Annotated in this window: 18 protein-coding genes; 13 read left to right on the plus strand and 5 right to left on the minus strand. The window is 71.0% G+C overall.

What is annotated here, in order from left to right:
* Positions 1-6 precede the first annotated feature (6 nt).
* A complete protein-coding gene (locus ACF07V_RS11290) occupies positions 7-771 on the minus strand; it encodes an ABC transporter permease (RefSeq protein ID WP_392153229.1) in 765 nt (254 codons plus the stop codon).
* Positions 768-1,703, minus strand: a complete 936-nt coding sequence (locus ACF07V_RS11295) for an ABC transporter ATP-binding protein (RefSeq protein WP_392153231.1) — start codon at positions 1,701-1,703, stop codon at positions 768-770. Before ACF07V_RS11295 ends, ACF07V_RS11290 begins: the two co-directional genes overlap by 4 nt.
* A 170-nt stretch (positions 1,704-1,873) precedes the next feature.
* On the opposite strand from ACF07V_RS11295, the gene ACF07V_RS11300 reads away from it, so the two are divergent.
* From ACF07V_RS11300 to ACF07V_RS11335, 8 genes are all read left to right on the plus strand, one after another.
* Positions 1,874-2,599, plus strand: a complete 726-nt coding sequence (locus tag ACF07V_RS11300) for a helix-turn-helix transcriptional regulator (RefSeq protein ID WP_392153232.1) — start codon at positions 1,874-1,876, stop codon at positions 2,597-2,599.
* Positions 2,596-4,011, plus strand: a complete 1,416-nt coding sequence (sufB, locus tag ACF07V_RS11305) for a Fe-S cluster assembly protein SufB (protein ID WP_352025133.1) — start codon at positions 2,596-2,598, stop codon at positions 4,009-4,011. Before ACF07V_RS11300 ends, sufB begins: the two co-directional genes overlap by 4 nt.
* A 165-nt stretch (positions 4,012-4,176) precedes the next feature.
* The gene (sufD, locus tag ACF07V_RS11310) at positions 4,177-5,358 is read left to right on the plus strand and encodes a Fe-S cluster assembly protein SufD (protein ID WP_392153233.1); all 1,182 of its coding nucleotides are present in this window, start codon (positions 4,177-4,179) and stop codon (positions 5,356-5,358) included.
* Positions 5,358-5,675, plus strand: coding sequence for a bifunctional 3-phenylpropionate/cinnamic acid dioxygenase ferredoxin subunit (locus ACF07V_RS11315; protein WP_030322524.1), 318 nt, complete (start codon positions 5,358-5,360; stop codon positions 5,673-5,675). Before sufD ends, ACF07V_RS11315 begins: the two co-directional genes overlap by 1 nt.
* 7 nt (positions 5,676-5,682) lie before the next feature.
* The gene (gene sufC, locus ACF07V_RS11320; RefSeq protein ID WP_041128637.1) at positions 5,683-6,447 is read left to right on the plus strand and encodes a Fe-S cluster assembly ATPase SufC; all 765 of its coding nucleotides are present in this window, start codon (positions 5,683-5,685) and stop codon (positions 6,445-6,447) included.
* Positions 6,444-7,712: a cysteine desulfurase gene (locus ACF07V_RS11325; protein ID WP_351186788.1), complete on the plus strand. Its 1,269-nt coding sequence runs from the start codon at positions 6,444-6,446 to the stop codon at positions 7,710-7,712. Before sufC ends, ACF07V_RS11325 begins: the two co-directional genes overlap by 4 nt.
* A gap of 11 nt (positions 7,713-7,723) precedes the next feature.
* Entirely contained in the window at positions 7,724-8,185 is a 462-nt protein-coding gene (gene sufU, locus ACF07V_RS11330) for a Fe-S cluster assembly sulfur transfer protein SufU (protein ID WP_116161626.1), read from the plus strand.
* A complete protein-coding gene (locus tag ACF07V_RS11335) occupies positions 8,182-8,520 on the plus strand; it encodes a metal-sulfur cluster assembly factor (RefSeq protein ID WP_030205917.1) in 339 nt (112 codons plus the stop codon). Before sufU ends, ACF07V_RS11335 begins: the two co-directional genes overlap by 4 nt.
* A 55-nt stretch (positions 8,521-8,575) precedes the next feature.
* On the opposite strand, the gene ACF07V_RS11340 is transcribed toward ACF07V_RS11335, so the two are convergent.
* Positions 8,576-9,625 carry an oxidoreductase gene (locus ACF07V_RS11340; RefSeq protein ID WP_392153236.1) on the minus strand — a complete coding sequence of 350 codons (1,050 nt, stop codon included), beginning with the start codon at positions 9,623-9,625 and terminating at the stop codon, positions 8,576-8,578.
* 63 nt (positions 9,626-9,688) lie between these two features.
* Between ACF07V_RS11340 and ACF07V_RS11345 the strand changes: the two genes are divergently transcribed.
* From ACF07V_RS11345 to dapD, 3 genes are read left to right on the plus strand one after another with little or no spacing between them, the layout of a single operon-like run.
* Positions 9,689-10,009 carry a DMT family transporter gene (locus ACF07V_RS11345; RefSeq protein WP_392153237.1) on the plus strand — a complete coding sequence of 107 codons (321 nt, stop codon included), beginning with the start codon at positions 9,689-9,691 and terminating at the stop codon, positions 10,007-10,009.
* Positions 10,009-10,611, plus strand: coding sequence for a TetR/AcrR family transcriptional regulator (locus ACF07V_RS11350; RefSeq protein ID WP_392153238.1), 603 nt, complete (start codon positions 10,009-10,011; stop codon positions 10,609-10,611). The genes ACF07V_RS11345 and ACF07V_RS11350 overlap by 1 nt, the downstream gene beginning before the upstream one ends.
* Positions 10,612-10,655: 44 nt before the next feature.
* A complete protein-coding gene (gene dapD, locus ACF07V_RS11355) occupies positions 10,656-11,639 on the plus strand; it encodes a 2,3,4,5-tetrahydropyridine-2,6-dicarboxylate N-succinyltransferase (RefSeq protein ID WP_392153239.1) in 984 nt (327 codons plus the stop codon).
* 16 nt (positions 11,640-11,655) lie between these two features.
* Here the strand turns inward: dapD and dapA are convergent, their stop codons facing one another.
* The gene (dapA, locus tag ACF07V_RS11360) at positions 11,656-12,543 is read right to left on the minus strand and encodes a 4-hydroxy-tetrahydrodipicolinate synthase (RefSeq protein WP_392153241.1); all 888 of its coding nucleotides are present in this window, start codon (positions 12,541-12,543) and stop codon (positions 11,656-11,658) included.
* A gap of 133 nt (positions 12,544-12,676) precedes the next feature.
* Here dapA and ACF07V_RS11365 point away from each other — a divergent pair, with 133 nt between their 5' ends.
* Complete coding sequence (locus ACF07V_RS11365) at positions 12,677-13,432, plus strand: SDR family NAD(P)-dependent oxidoreductase (RefSeq protein WP_392153243.1); 756 nt, start codon at positions 12,677-12,679, stop codon at positions 13,430-13,432.
* Here ACF07V_RS11365 and ACF07V_RS11370 read toward each other — a convergent pair.
* Complete coding sequence (locus ACF07V_RS11370) at positions 13,429-13,881, minus strand: GNAT family N-acetyltransferase (protein WP_392153245.1); 453 nt, start codon at positions 13,879-13,881, stop codon at positions 13,429-13,431. The two genes, ACF07V_RS11365 and ACF07V_RS11370, sit on opposite strands and share 4 nt — an antisense overlap.
* 92 nt (positions 13,882-13,973) lie before the next feature.
* Between ACF07V_RS11370 and ACF07V_RS11375 the strand changes: the two genes are divergently transcribed.
* Entirely contained in the window at positions 13,974-14,687 is a 714-nt protein-coding gene (locus tag ACF07V_RS11375; RefSeq protein WP_392153247.1) for an antibiotic biosynthesis monooxygenase family protein, read from the plus strand.

Below are 14,687 nucleotides of genomic sequence, written 5' to 3' on the forward strand. Positions count from 1 at the left end.
TTACGGTTACTCCCAGCGGAAGAACTTCGCCGCAGCTCCGAGCCCCAGGACCGCCCAGACGGCCAGGATCAGCGCGTCGCCCCACGGCATGGCGGCCCCGTTCTGGAGGACGTCCCGGAGCCCGTCCGAGAGGGCCGAGATCGGGAGCAGCGCGAGCACGTCGCCCGCGGCGCCGAACCTCTCCAGCGGGACGATGACCCCGCCGCCCACCAGGAGCAGCAGGAAGACCAGGTTCGCGGCGGCCAGGGTGGCCTCGGCCTTCAGGGTGCCGGCCATCAGCAGGCCGAGTCCGGAGAAGGCGGCCGTGCCGAGGACCAGGAGCAGCAGGACCGACGCGGGGTTGCCGTGCGGGGACCAGCCGAGGGCCAGGGCGATCGCCGTCAGGAGCGCGACCTGGAGGACCTCGGTGACGAGGACGGAGAGCGTCTTGGCGGTCATGAGCGCCCAGCGGGGGAGCGGTGAGGCGCCCAGGCGCTTGAGCACCCCGTACCGCCGCTCGAAGCCGGTCGCGATGGCCTGGCCGGTGAAGGCGGTGGACAGCACGGCGAGCGCGAGGACGCCGGGGGCCAGGAAGTCGACGGCCTCGTCCGTGCCGGTGTCGACGATCTCCACGGTGGAGAACAGCACCAGGATCAGCGAGGGGATGATCACCGTCAGGAGCAGCTGCTCGCCGTTGCGCAGCAGCATCCTGGTCTCCAGGGCGGTCTGCGCGGCGATCATCCGCCCGACGGGGGCGGCTCCGGGCTTCGGGGCGTACGTACCAGTGCTCACGACCGCAGTTCCTTGCCCGTCAGTTCCAGAAAGACGTCTTCGAGGGTGTGGCGTTCGACGGAGATGCCGTCGGGCATGACGCCGTGCTGGGCGCACCAGGTGGTGACCGTGGCGAGCAGCTGCGGGTCGACGGTGCCGGTGATCCGGTACGTGCCGGGGAGCGGTTCCGCGGCGGCCGAGCCGTCCGGCAGCGCCTTGAGCAGGGAGCCGAGGTCGAGGCCGGGGCGGCCGGTGAAGCGCAAGGTGTTCTCGGCGCCGCCGCGGCAGAGCTCCTCGGGGCTGCCCTGGGCGGCGACCCGGCCGGCGTCGACGATGGCGACGTCGTCGGCCAGCTCCTCGGCCTCCTGCATGAAGTGGGTGGTGAGGACCACGGTGACGCCGTCGGCGCGCAGCTCGCGGACGAGGTCCCAGGTGGCGCGGCGGGCCTGCGGGTCAAGGCCCGCGGTGGGCTCGTCGAGGAAGACGAGCTCGGGGCGGCCGACGACGGCCATGGCGAGCGCGAGGCGCTGCTGCTGGCCGCCGGAGAGGCGCCGGTAGGTGGTGCGGCCGCAGGAGCCGAGGCCGAGCCGCTCGACGAGGGCGTCCACGTCGAGCGGGTGGGCGTGCAGCTTGGCCATGTGGCGGAGCATCTCGTCGGCGCGGGCGCCGGAGTAGACGCCGCCGGACTGGAGCATGACGCCGATCCTGGGGCGCAGGGCGGCGGCGTCGGCGACCGGGTCGAGGCCGAGGACGCGGACGGTGCCGCCGTCGGGCCTGCGGTAGCCCTCGCAGGTCTCGATGGTGGTCGTCTTGCCGGCCCCGTTGGGGCCGAGGACGGCGGTGACGGTGCCCGCGCGCACGTCGAGGTCGAGGCCGTCGACGGCGGTCTTGTTTCCGTACCGCTTGACCAGGCCGCGGACCCGGACGGCGCTGTCGACGGACTCGATTGACATGCCGGGAAGTCTAGAGAGCCCGCCGGGGGCCCCGGTGCGCGGGGCGGCGGATTCATCCCACCAATGATCGTTTCCGCAGGTCAGGTAAGCCTTACCTGAGTGATGCACGGCACCGTGACCGGCTCGGACGCCGCTTGTCACCTCGCGATTAATTACGCAACAATGGCGTTGTGAAAAACGTTGGCGCGGCTCCCGTGGAGGAACTCGCGACCCGAGAGCGTTCCACGCGCAACCGGGTCGCGCGGTCGATCCTGGACCACGGTCCCTCGACCGTCGCCGACCTGGCCGAACGGCTCCGCCTCACCCAGGCGGCCGTCCGCCGCCACCTCGACTCGCTGGTCGCCGAGAACGTCGTCGAAGCCCGCGAGAAGCGCGTCTACGGGACCCGGACCCGTGGCCGCCCCGCGAAGGTCTTCGCGCTCACCGACTGCGGCCGGGACGCCTTCGACCAGTCGTACGACTCGCTCGCCGTCGAGGCGCTCCGCTGGATCGAGCGCAACGCCGGCGGGGAGGCGGCCGTCGCCGCCTTCGCCCGCGACCGGATCGAGGCCCAGGCCGGGGCGTACCGGGAGGCCGTCGAGTCGGCCGAGCCCGCCCAGCGGACCGAGGCGCTTGCCAAGGCCCTCACGGCGGACGGGTACGCTGCCACTGCGCGGAACGCGCCGGTCGGCGAGCAGCTCTGCCAGCACCACTGCCCGGTAGCCCACGTCGCCGAGCAGTATCCCCAGCTGTGCGAGGCGGAGACGGAGTTCTTCTCCCGCCTCTTGGGAACGCACGTCCAGCGTCTGGCCACCATCGCGCATGGTGACGGCGTCTGCACCACGTTCATCCCGCACAGCGCCCCACAGACCACCGAATCAGCATCCGCAAGCACGGCCGGGAGGAACCCCGCATGACCACCGAGATCAGCCACCCCGAGCTCGAGGGCCTGGGTCGGTACGAGTACGGCTGGGCCGACTCCGACGCGGCCGGTGCCGCCGCCAAGCGCGGACTCAACGAGGACGTCGTCCGCGACATCTCCTCGAAGAAGAACGAGCCCGAGTGGATGCTCAAGCTGCGTCTCAAGGGTCTGCGCCTCTTCGACAAGAAGCCCATGCCGACCTGGGGCTCCGACCTCTCCGGCATCGACTTCGACAACATCAAGTACTTCGTGCGGTCCACCGAGAAGCAGGCCGAGTCCTGGGAGGACCTGCCGGAGGACATCAAGAACACGTACGACAAGCTCGGCATCCCGGAGGCGGAGAAGCAGCGCCTCGTCGCCGGTGTCGCCGCCCAGTACGAGTCCGAGGTCGTCTACCACCAGATCCGCGAGGACCTGGAGGAGCAGGGCGTCATCTTCGTCGACACCGACACCGCGCTGAAGGAGCACGAGGAGCTCTTCAAGGAGTACTTCGGCACCGTCATCCCGGTCGGCGACAACAAGTTCGCCTCCCTGAACACGGCCGTGTGGTCCGGCGGCTCCTTCATCTACGTGCCGAAGGGCGTGCACGTCGAGATCCCGCTCCAGGCCTACTTCCGCATCAACACGGAGAACATGGGCCAGTTCGAGCGGACGCTGATCATCGTCGACGAGGACGCCTACGTCCACTACGTCGAGGGCTGCACCGCCCCGATCTACTCCTCGGACTCGCTGCACTCCGCGGTCGTCGAGATCATCGTGAAGAAGGGCGGCCGCTGCCGCTACACGACCATCCAGAACTGGTCGAACAACGTCTACAACCTGGTGACCAAGCGCGCCGTCGCCTACGAGGGCGCCACCATGGAGTGGGTCGACGGCAACATCGGCTCCAAGGTCACCATGAAGTACCCGGCCGTCTACCTCATGGGCGAGCACGCCAAGGGCGAGACCCTGTCCATCGCCTTCGCGGGCGAGGGCCAGCACCAGGACGCCGGCGCCAAGATGGTCCACATGGCCCCGAACACCTCCTCCAACATCGTCTCCAAGTCGGTGGCGCGAGGCGGCGGCCGCACCTCCTACCGCGGTCTCATCGAGATCGGCGAGGGTGCCCCGGGCGCCAAGTCCAACGTGCTCTGCGACGCGCTGCTCGTCGACACGATCTCCCGCTCCGACACGTACCCCTACGTGGACGTGCGCGAGGACGACGTCTCCATGGGCCACGAGGCCACCGTCTCCAAGGTCTCCGAGGACCAGCTCTTCTACCTGATGAGCCGCGGCCTCACCGAGTTCGAGGCCATGGCGATGATCGTCCGCGGCTTCGTCGAGCCCATCGCCAAGGAGCTCCCCATGGAGTACGCCCTGGAGCTCAACCGGCTGATCGAGCTGCAGATGGAAGGCGCGGTGGGCTAGAGCGCCCCGCAGACCAGGCAAACGACCCGGGCTCAGTCGCTGAGCCCCGCGAGCCCGCCGCACGACGGCAGGTCCCCGGCCGGGGCCGAGAGGTGCCCGGCCGGACCGGCCCCCCGCAGGGGGCGGGCCCGTAAGACGAGGCAGGAAGAGAGCAAGACGACAGCCATGGCTGAGGCTCAGAACATCCCGGCGGGCTCCACCACCGCCGGCTCGATCGCGGTGGCCGCCGAGTCCACCGTCGCCACGCGCATGAGCGCGCCCCCGTCCTTCGACGTCGCGGACTTCCCCGTCCCGCACGGCCGTGAGGAGGAGTGGCGGTTCACCCCGCTGGCTCGACTGCGCGGACTCCACGACGGCACCGCCGTCGCCTCCGGCGAGGGCGTCAAGGTCGAGGTCGAGGCGCCCGAGGGCGTCACCGTGGAGACCGTCGGCCGCGACGACGAGCGCCTCGGCAAGGCCGGCACGCCCGTCGACCGCGTCGCCGCGCAGGCCTACTCCTCCTTCGAGAAGGCCGGGGTCGTCACCGTCGCCAAGGAGGCGGTGCTCACCGAGCCGATCCGCATCTCCGTGCACGGCCAGGGCGGGGTCGCCTTCGCGCACCAGGTCATCGAGCTCGGCGCCTTCGCCGAGGCCGTCGTGGTCATCGACCACACCGGTGACGCCGTGCTCGCCGCCAACGTGGACTACGTCCTCGGCGACGGCGCCAAGCTGACCGTCGTCTCCGTCCAGGACTGGGACGAGAAGGCCGTCCACGTCGCCCAGCACAACGCGCTGGTCGGCCGCGACGCCTCCTTCAAGTCGGTCGTCGTCACCTTCGGCGGCGACGTCGTCCGCATCCACCCGCGCGTCGACTACGCGGGCCCCGGCGGCGAGGCCGAGCTGTTCGGCCTGTACTTCACCGACGCCGGTCAGCACCAGGAGCACCGCCTCTTCGTCGACCACGACGCCCCGCACTGCAAGTCCAACGTGGCCTACAAGGGCGCGCTGCAGGGCCAGGACGCGCACGCCGTCTGGATCGGTGACGTGCTCATCCAGGCCGCCGCCGAGGGCACCGACACGTACGAGCTCAACCGGAACCTGGTCCTCACGGACGGTGCCCGGGTCGACTCCGTGCCGAACCTGGAGATCGAGACCGGCGAGATCGCCGGCGCCGGTCACGCCTCGGCCACCGGCCGCTTCGACGACGAGCAGCTCTTCTACCTGATGGCCCGCGGCATCCCGGAGGCCGAGGCCCGCCGCCTCGTCGTCCGCGGCTTCTTCGCGGAGCTCGTCCAGCAGATCGGTCTGCCGGACGTCCAGGAGCGGCTCCTCGCCAAGATCGAGGCCGAGCTGGAGGCCTCCGTCTGATGGCCTTCGTCCGAGTCTGCGCGCTGAGCGAGCTGGAGGCCGACACCCCGAAGCGGGTCGAGGTCGACGGCACGCCGGTGTCGGTCGTGCACACCGAGGGCGAGGTGTTCGCGATCAACGACATCTGCTCGCACGCGAACGTCTCCCTCTCGGAGGGCGAGGTCGAGGACTGCGCGATCGAGTGCTGGCTGCACGGCTCCAGCTTCGACCTGCGCACCGGCAAGCCCTCCGGCCTTCCCGCGACGCGCCCCGTCCCCGTATACCCCGTAAAGATCGAAGGGGACGATGTGCTCGTCTCCGTCACCCAGGAGTCCTGAGTCACCCATGGCTACGCTTGAAATCCACGACCTGCACGTCTCCGTCGAGGCGGAGAACGGCCCCCGCGAGATCCTCAAGGGCGTCGACCTGACCATCAAGCAGGGCGAGACCCACGCCGTCATGGGCCCCAACGGCTCCGGCAAGTCGACCCTGGCGTACTCCCTCGCCGGTCACCCGAAGTACACGGTCACCGGCGGCACCGTCACCCTCGACGGTGAGGACGTCCTGGAGATGTCGGTCGACGAGCGCGCCCGCGCCGGCGTCTTCCTCGCCATGCAGTACCCGGTCGAGGTTCCCGGCGTCTCGGTCTCCAACTTCCTGCGCACCTCCGCCACCGCCGTGCGTGGCGAGGCGCCCAAGCTGCGCACCTGGGTGAAGGAGGTCAAGTCCGCGATGGAGCAGCTCCAGATGGACCCGGCCTTCGCCGAGCGCAACGTCAACGAGGGCTTCTCCGGCGGTGAGAAGAAGCGCCACGAGATCCTCCAGCTGGAGCTCCTCAAGCCGAAGATCGCGATCCTCGACGAGACCGACTCCGGTCTCGACGTCGACGCCCTGCGCATCGTCTCCGAGGGCGTCAACCGCGTCCGCGAGACCGGTGAGGTCGGCACCCTGCTGATCACCCACTACACGCGCATCCTGCGCTACATCAAGCCCGACTTCGTGCACGTGTTCGCGAACGGCCGCATCGTCGAGTCCGGCGGCGCCGAGCTCGCCGACCAGCTGGAGAACGAGGGCTACGACAAGTACGTGAAGGGTGGCGCATCCGCGTGACTTCTGCCCATCAGGGGCTCTCCGGCCTCCTCGACACCGAGGCGATCCGCAAGGACTTCCCGCTCCTGGATCGCGTGGTCCACGACGGCAAGAAGATCGTGTACCTCGACTCCGCGGCGACCTCCCAGAAGCCGCGGCAGGTCCTCGACGCGCTCAACCAGTACTACGAGCGTCACAACGCCAATGTCCACCGCGGCGTCTACACGGTCGCCGAGGAGGCGACGGCGCTGTACGAAGGCGCCCGTGACAAGGTCGCGGCCTTCATCAACGCGCCGAGCCGCGACGAGGTGATCTTCACCAAGAACGCCTCGGAGTCGCTCAACCTCGTGGCCAACATGCTGGGCTGGGCCGACGAGCCCTACCGCGTGGACCACGAGACCGAGATCGCCATCACGGAGATGGAGCACCACTCCAACATCGTGCCGTGGCAGCTGCTCTCGCAGCGCACGGGCGCGAAGCTGAAGTGGTTCGGCCTCACCGACGACGGCCGCCTCGACCTCTCGAACATCGAGGAGGTCATCACCGAGAAGACGAAGATCGTCTCGTTCACGCTGGTCTCGAACCTGCTCGGTACGGTCAACCCGGTGGAGACGATCATCCGCCGCGCCCAGGAGGTCGGTGCGCTCGTCTGCATCGACGCCTCCCAGGCGGCCCCGCACATGGTCCTGGACGTGCAGGCGCTCCAGGCCGACTTCGTGGCCTTCACCGGCCACAAGATGTGCGGCCCGACCGGCATCGGCGTGCTGTGGGGACGGCAGGAGCTCCTGGAGGACCTCCCGCCCTTCCTCGGCGGCGGCGAGATGATCGAGACCGTCTCGATGCACTCCTCGACGTACGCGCCGGCCCCGCACAAGTTCGAGGCGGGTACGCCCCCGATCGCCCAGGCCGTCGGCCTCGGCGCGGCCGTGGACTACCTGTCGGCGATCGGCATGGAGAACATCGCGCGCCACGAGCACGCGATCACCGAGTACGCCGTCCGGCGCCTCCAGGAGGTCCCGGACCTGCGGATCATCGGCCCCACCACGGCCGAGGACCGCGGCGCGGCGATCTCCTTCACGCTGGGCGACATCCACCCGCACGACGTGGGCCAGGTCCTCGACGAGCAGGGCATCGCGGTCCGGGTCGGCCACCACTGCGCGCGGCCGGTCTGCCTGCGGTACGGAATTCCCGCGACCACGCGAGCGTCGTTCTATCTGTACTCCACTCCGGCCGAGGTCGACGCCCTGGTCGAGGGACTGGAGCACGTCCGTAACTTCTTCGGCTAGGGGAACGGCTCGTGAAGCTGGATTCGATGTACCAGGACGTCATCCTGGACCACTACAAGCACCCGCACGGGCGCGGTCTTCGGGACGGCGACGCCGAGGTGCACCACGTCAACCCGACGTGCGGCGACGAGATCACGCTCCGCGTGAAGTACGACGGCTCGCGCATCGAGGACGTGTCGTACGAGGGTCAGGGCTGCTCCATCAGCCAGGCCTCGGCCTCCGTCCTCAACGAGCTGCTCGTCGGCAAGGAGCTGGCCGAGGCGCAGAAGATCCAGGGCACCTTCCTGGAGCTGATGCAGTCCAAGGGCCAGATCGAGCCGGACGAGGCGATGGAGGAGGTCCTGGAGGACGCGGTCGCGTTCGCCGGGGTCTCCAAGTACCCGGCCCGTGTGAAGTGCGCGCTGCTCAGCTGGATGGCGTGGAAGGACGCGACCGCCCAGGCGCTGGGTGACGCGGAGAGGAAGTCGGCATGACCGAGAACGCCGAGGCCACGATGAAGCCGGCCTCCGAGGAAGAAGTCCGTGAGGCGCTGTACGACGTCGTCGACCCCGAGCTGGGCATCGACGTCGTCAACCTGGGCCTGATCTACGGCATCCACATCGACGACTCGAACGTCGCGACGCTGGACATGACACTGACGTCGGCGGCCTGCCCGCTGACCGATGTGATCGAGGACCAGGCGAAGTCCGCGACGGACGGCATCGTCAGCGAGCTGAAGATCAACTGGGTCTGGATGCCCCCGTGGGGCCCGGACAAGATCACGGACGACGGCCGCGAGCAGCTTCGCGCGCTCGGCTTCAACGTCTGATCGCCGGTGTACGTGAGAACGGCCGCGCCCTTCGGGGCGCGGCCGTTCGCGTTCCTCAGTACAGACCCGCCGCGCGGGCCAGTTCCGGGGCCAGGTTCTCCTTGCGGATGCGCTGGTCCACGTAGAGCAGGGCGGTGACCAGCGGCGGGAAGACCGAGACGATGCCCTGGCTGATCAGCTGGCCCACGGCGAGGACGCCGAAGAGGACCAGGAAGGAGGCGATCAGGGCGTTGGAGTCGCTGCCGGAGAAGTCCGTCGTCGCCAGCGGCGCCGAGAGCAGCAGGGAGAAGACCTGCTGGATCAGCCAGCTCACCACGGAGGCCATGACGCCGGCGGCGAGCAGGCAGCCGAACACGCGCCACCAGGAGCCCCGGACGAGGGACGAGGAGCGGCGCATCGAGGGGAGGGCGCCCTGGCCCTCGATCACCGCAGCCGCCGGGGCCAGGCTGAACTTCACCCAGATCCAGAGCGCGAGCGGCAGGGTGACCGTCGCGCCGAGGAGCGCCAGGAACGGCGCGATCAGCGGGCCGGTCCGCGCCGCGATCAGCGCCACGGTCAGGGCGACGAAGCCCCCCAGGAAGAGCGCGGCCGGGAGCAGCAGCGCCAGCGAGGTCAGCACCACGGTGCCGAGGACGGACGGCACCCGGGACCAGGACCGGCGCCAGAGCGCGCCGAAGGTGAGGGGCCGGCCGAGGACCGCCTCCTGGACCACGGCCGGGGAGGCGGCGGCCACCACGATGGTGGCGCACATGATCGCGATCATGGCGACGGCCCAGACGCAGACGAACGCGTAGAGCAGCGGCCGGACGTCCTCCCACTGGGGCTGACGGCCCTCGGGCAGGTCGAACACGGCCGGGAAGTGGTCGCCGACGGCCGCGTACCCGATGCCGACCGCCGCGCCGACGATCAGGATCGCGGCGCCGTAGACGGCTCCCGCCACCCCGAGCAGCTGCTTCCAGTAGCGGCCGAGCGTGGCGAAGGCACCGGTCAGGATCGTGCTGAAACCGAGCGGCGCGAGGGGTATCACGCCGGGCTTCGGCGGCGGGGGCGGCGGCGGATAGCCGTAGCCGTGGGGCGGTCCTGGCGGACCTGGGGGATACGTCATGCGGGACACCGTATCGGGGCCCGTTGTGTACGCCCGTACGCATCCATGTGTACGCTCGTACGCATGGGTTACGGACTCCTTGCGGGCGCCATCGCGGCGGAGATACTCGCCACCACCTCGATGAAGTACAGCGAGGGCTTCACCAGGCTCTGGCCCTCCCTCGTCACCGGCGCCGGCTATCTCATCGCCTTCGCGCTCCTCGCCCAGGCGCTCAAGACCCTCCAGGTCGGCACGGCCTACGCCATCTGGTCCGGGGTCGGCACCGCCGCCGTCGCCGTCATCGGCTTCCTCTTCCTCGGCGAGAGCCTCAACCCCGCCAAGATCGCCGGAATCGTCCTCATCATCGCCGGCGTCGCCGTCCTCAACCTCGGCGGCGCGCACTGATGGCCCGGGCCCGGCGGTACGACCCCGACCGGCGCGAGCGGATCGTCGACGCCGCCCTCACCGTCGTCGGGCGCGCCGGCATCGGGGGCCTGAGCCACCGCACGGTGGCCGCCGAGGCCGATGTGCCGCTCGGCTCCACCACGTACCACTTCGCCTCCCTCGACGAACTCCTCGTCGCGGCGCTCCGCAAGGCCAACGAGGGCTTCGGACGGCTGCTCCGCGAGCACCCCGCCCTCACCGATCCGGACACCGGCCTCGCCACCGCGCTCGCCCGGCTCCTCGGGGAGTGGCTGGGCGGCGAACGCGCGCGCGTGGAGCTGGAGTACGAGCTCTATCTCGCCGCCCTGCGCCGCCCCGCCCTGCGCCCGGTCGCCGCCGAGTGGACCGAGTCCGTCGTCGCCGCCCTGGCCCACCGCACCGACCCGGCCGGCGCCCGTGCCCTGGTCGCCGTCATGGACGGCATCTGCCTCCAGGTGCTGCTCACCGACGGCACGTACGACGAGGAGTACGCACGCGTGATCCTCGCGCGGGTCCTGAACGAAGGACCGAATCCGCCGCTCGTGGCCTCGTCGGAACCGCCGACGGACTCGACCGACACCTGAGACCGGTTGGCCCGGGCGGGGGCCCGCCGGTTAGGTTTTCCGTCATGACCACTGCTCCTCGCACCACCGGCGCCGTCGCCGCCGGCCTCGCCACCATCGCCGGCGACGGCACCGTTCTCGACACCTGGTTCCCCGCCCCCGAGCTCACCGAGGCGGCCGGCCCCGCCAGCACCGAGCGCCTCAGCCCCGACGAGGCCGTCAACGCCCTCGGTGAAGGCGCCGCCAAGGCCCTCGGCGTGGACGCCCGCCGTGGCGTCGAGGTGGTCGCCGTCCGCACCGTCATCGCCTCGCTCGACGAGAAGCCGCTCGACGCCCACGACGCCTACCTCCGCCTCCACCTGCTGAGCCACCGGCTGGTCAAGCCGCACGGCCAGAGCCTGGACGGCGTCTTCGGCCTGCTCGCCAACGTCGCCTGGACCTCGCTCGGCCCGGTCGCCGTCGACGACATCGAGAAGGTCCGGCTCAACGCCCGCGCCGAGGGCCTGCACCTCCAGGTGACCTCGATCGACAAGTTCCCCCGCATGACCGACTACGTCGTGCCCGCCGGGGTCCGCATCGCTGACGCCGACCGCGTCCGCCTCGGCGCCCACCTCGCCGCCGGCACCACCGTCATGCACGAGGGCTTCGTCAACTTCAACGCCGGCACCCTCGGCACCTCGATGGTCGAGGGCCGCATCTCGGCCGGCGTCGTCGTCGGCAACGGCTCCGACATCGGCGGCGGCGCCTCCACCATGGGCACCCTCTCCGGCGGCGGCAACGTCGTCATCTCCATCGGCGAGCGCTGCCTGATCGGCGCCGAGGCGGGCGTCGGCATCGCGCTCGGCGACGAGGTCGTCGTCGAGGCCGGTCTCTACGTCACCGCCGGCACCCGGGTCACCCTGCCCGACGGCCAGATCGTGAAGGCCCGCGAGCTCTCCGGCGCCTCGAACATCCTCTTCCGCCGCAACTCGGTCACCGGCGCCGTCGAGGCCCGCCCGAACAACGCGGTCTGGGGCGGCCTGAACGAGATCCTGCACAGCCACAACTGATCCGGCGACTCCGCGGTCAGCGGAACGCGGAGTCCGCCCGGAGCAGCGCCTCGTGCGCCGCCCGCAGCCCGTCGGCCGTCTCCCGGTCGGCGGGCTGCAGCGGTTCGCGCACCGGGCCGCCGAGCAGCGCCTTCGCGGTCACCGTGCCCGGCAGGCCCGAGGCCATCATCAGCTCGGCGAGCGGCAGCGTCAGGGCGTTGAGCCGGGCCGCGCCCGCGGTGTCGCCCGCGTCGAAGGCGTCGAGGACGGCCCGGAGCCCGCGGGGCACCACGTTGGCCACCGTGCTGACGTACCCGGCGCCGCCCACCGCGTACAGCGGCAGGTTCAGCTCCTCGCAGCCCGAGTAGTACGCGAGCCCCGTCTCCGCGATCAGACGGGCCGAGCCGAGCAGGTCGTACGAGCAGTCCTTCACCGCCACGATCCGCGGATGCCGGGCGAGCCGCCGCATCGTCGCGGGCTCGACCCGGGTGCCGGTGCGCCCCGGGATGTCGTACACCATCACCGGAAGACCGGTCGCGTCCGCGACCTTCAGGAAGTGCGCCTCGACGGCCGCCTGCGGGGGACGGCTGTAGTACGGGGTGACGACGAGCAGCCCGTCCGCCCCCGCCTCCTCGGCCTGCCGGGCGAGCTCCGCGGTGTGCAGGGTGTCGGCGGTGCCCACCCCCGCGAGGACCGAGGGCCCGGGGCCGACCGCCTCGCGGACGGCACGGACGAGCGCGGCCTTCTCGGCATCGCCGGTGGTGGGGGACTCACCGGTGGTGCCGTTGAGGACCAGTCCGTCGCAGCCCTCCGCGACGAGCCGGGTGGCGAGCTTCCCCGCCGCGTCGAGGTCGAGCGCGCCGGCGGGGGTGAACGGGGTGATCATCGCGCAGAGGGCGCGACCGAAGGGGCGTCCAGTGTTCATCCGAGCAGTCTGTGCGCGCGCGACCGTGAAGGTCCACTTAGATCTGCTTGGTTCGAGAATTCAGTTTCTGTGAACGATGGCCGTCTGGCATGATCGGCCGGGCGCGACAGGGGGACATGGAGAACAGCACAGCATGAGCGCACACAGCACGGCCGCCGAACAGCGCGTCGCACTCGTCACCGGCTCGTCCTCGGGCATCGGAGCGGCCGTCGCCCGACGGCTCGCCGAGGCCGGCTACCGGGTCGTCGTCAACTCCGGGCGGTCGGTCGAAGCGGGCGAGGCCCTCGCCGCGGAACTGCCGGACGCCGTCTACGTACAGGCCGACGTCTCCGACGAGGCCCAGGCCACGGGGCTCGTCGCGGCCGCCGTGGAGGCGTACGGCCGCCTCGACCTCCTCGTCAACTGCGCGGGCACCACCCGGTTCATCCCGCACGACGACCTCGAAGCCGCCTCGCCCGAGGTCTGGCGCCACCTCTACGACGTCAACGTCATCGGCGTCTGGCAGACCGTCACCGCCGCCGTCCCGCACCTGCGGAAGACCCGCGGCACCATCGTGACGATCTCCTCCCAGGCGGGCGTCCGGCCGGGCGGCAGCTCCATCCCGTACTCGGTCTCCAAGGCGGCCGTCAACCACATGACGAAGCTCCTCGCCAAGACCCTCGGCCCCGACATCCGCGTCAACGCGGTCGCGCCCGGCCTCATCGACACCCCCTGGTTCGACGGGGTGGACGGGGCCGACGCCGCCAAGGAGCACGTGGCCGGGGTCGTCCCGCTGCGCCGGGTCGGCCGCCCCGAGGACATCGCCGGGGCCGTCTTCGACCTCGCCCACGCCTCGTACATCACCGGCGAGGTGCTCCTCGTCGACGGTGGCGGACACCTGCTCGGCTAGACCGGCTGGAGCGCCAGCTTGAAGCCGTCGTGGCTGCGCGCGAAGCCCAGCGAGGCATAGAAGCGGTGGGCATCCGTCCGCTGCTTGTTGCTGGTCAGCTGGACGAGCGCGCAGCCGCGCTCCTTGGCGCGCGCCACGGCCCGCTCCATCAGCTCCCGGCCGAGCCCGCCGCCGCGCCGGTCGGCCCTGATCCGGACCGCCTCGATCAGGGCCCGCTCGGCGCCGCCCTTGCCGAGCCCCGGGATGTACGTGGCCTGGAGGCAGCCCAGGACGAGTTCACCGTCCACCAGGACGAGCACCTCGTTGCGCGGATCGCCCTCGATGGACGCGAAGGCCCGCTCGTACGCCTCGGTGACGAGGACCGACGCGGGGTCCACGACCCTGTCCTCGTCGGCGAGCAGGGCGAGGACGGCGGGCAGTTCGGCGCGGGTGGCGGGGCGAAGGATCATGGCGGAAGTCTCCCACGGCGAACCCCCTTGACCTCAACCATGGTTGAGGGAGGAGGGTCGAACCATCGGAACCGAGCAGGAGGAGACACTCCATGAACGCCGTCGCGCGCCCCGATGCCCGTCCCGACCTCCACCGCCCCGGAGTCGGCGCCGTCCTCGTCAGCACCTGGAGGGTCGGCACCCCCGAACGCCAGCGCGCCGCCGTCGAGGCCATCCGGAAGGCCTGGGAGAGCCGCGCGTGGCCCGACCTCGGCCTGCTCTCGTACAGCGTGGCCGTCGGAACCGACGGGGACACGCTGTTGCACTACTCGCAGTGGACCGAGCAGCAGGCCTACGACGACTTCGTCCGCACCCACCGCGACGAGCGGAACGCCGAGATCGACGCCGCCGTGCCCGGCATCGAGCGGGTGGAGCTCCGCCGCTACGCGCCGATCCACCGTTCCGCCGTCCGCGGCGGGACGGGCACGGGGGAGCTGCCCGGGGTCGTCGTGGTCGTCGAGGCCGACTTCGACGGGCCCGGCGCGGGGCGCCGGGAGGACTGGGTGGACGCCGTGTTCACCGCCCTGGACGAGGACGCGGCGACGCGGCCGGCGCCCGGCGGGATCAGCGCCCAGTTCCATCTGTCCACCGACGGCGGGCGGGTCCTCAACTACGCCGAGTGGGAGAGCGAGCGGGCCCATGAGGAGTGGCTGGCGGACGACACCCGGCCGAGCGAGGCCTGGAAGCGGGTGCACCACCACCCGGGCCTCGTGGGCAGCCGGGTGCGGCGGTACACGCCCGCGCTCAGTCTGAGCGCGGGCGTGTGA

It is taken from the genome of Streptomyces sp. NPDC015661, assembly GCF_043077765.1.
In the GTDB taxonomy this organism is placed as follows: Bacteria; Actinomycetota; Actinomycetes; order Streptomycetales; family Streptomycetaceae; genus Streptomyces.

Bases quoted from the DNA above. Each gene is read 5' to 3' on its own strand.
- ACF07V_RS11295 (WP_392153231.1), bottom strand. From the start codon at position 1,703: ATGTCAATCGAGTCCGTCGACAGCGCCGTCCGGGTCCGCGGCCTGGTC.
- sufB (WP_352025133.1), top strand. From the start codon at position 2,596: ATGACCACCGAGATCAGCCACCCCGAGCTCGAGGGCCTGGGTCGGTAC.
- sufD (WP_392153233.1), top strand. From the start codon at position 4,177: ATGGCTGAGGCTCAGAACATCCCGGCGGGCTCCACCACCGCCGGCTCG.
- ACF07V_RS11315 (WP_030322524.1), top strand. From the start codon at position 5,358: ATGGCCTTCGTCCGAGTCTGCGCGCTGAGCGAGCTGGAGGCCGACACC.
- sufC (WP_041128637.1), top strand. From the start codon at position 5,683: ATGGCTACGCTTGAAATCCACGACCTGCACGTCTCCGTCGAGGCGGAG.
- ACF07V_RS11335 (WP_030205917.1), top strand. From the start codon at position 8,182: ATGACCGAGAACGCCGAGGCCACGATGAAGCCGGCCTCCGAGGAAGAA.
- ACF07V_RS11340 (WP_392153236.1), bottom strand. From the start codon at position 9,625: ATGACGTATCCCCCAGGTCCGCCAGGACCGCCCCACGGCTACGGCTAT.
- ACF07V_RS11345 (WP_392153237.1), top strand. From the start codon at position 9,689: ATGGGTTACGGACTCCTTGCGGGCGCCATCGCGGCGGAGATACTCGCC.
- ACF07V_RS11350 (WP_392153238.1), top strand. From the start codon at position 10,009: ATGGCCCGGGCCCGGCGGTACGACCCCGACCGGCGCGAGCGGATCGTC.
- dapD (WP_392153239.1), top strand. From the start codon at position 10,656: ATGACCACTGCTCCTCGCACCACCGGCGCCGTCGCCGCCGGCCTCGCC.
- dapA (WP_392153241.1), bottom strand. From the start codon at position 12,543: ATGAACACTGGACGCCCCTTCGGTCGCGCCCTCTGCGCGATGATCACC.
- ACF07V_RS11365 (WP_392153243.1), top strand. From the start codon at position 12,677: ATGAGCGCACACAGCACGGCCGCCGAACAGCGCGTCGCACTCGTCACC.
- ACF07V_RS11370 (WP_392153245.1), bottom strand. From the start codon at position 13,881: ATGATCCTTCGCCCCGCCACCCGCGCCGAACTGCCCGCCGTCCTCGCC.
- ACF07V_RS11375 (WP_392153247.1), top strand. From the start codon at position 13,974: ATGAACGCCGTCGCGCGCCCCGATGCCCGTCCCGACCTCCACCGCCCC.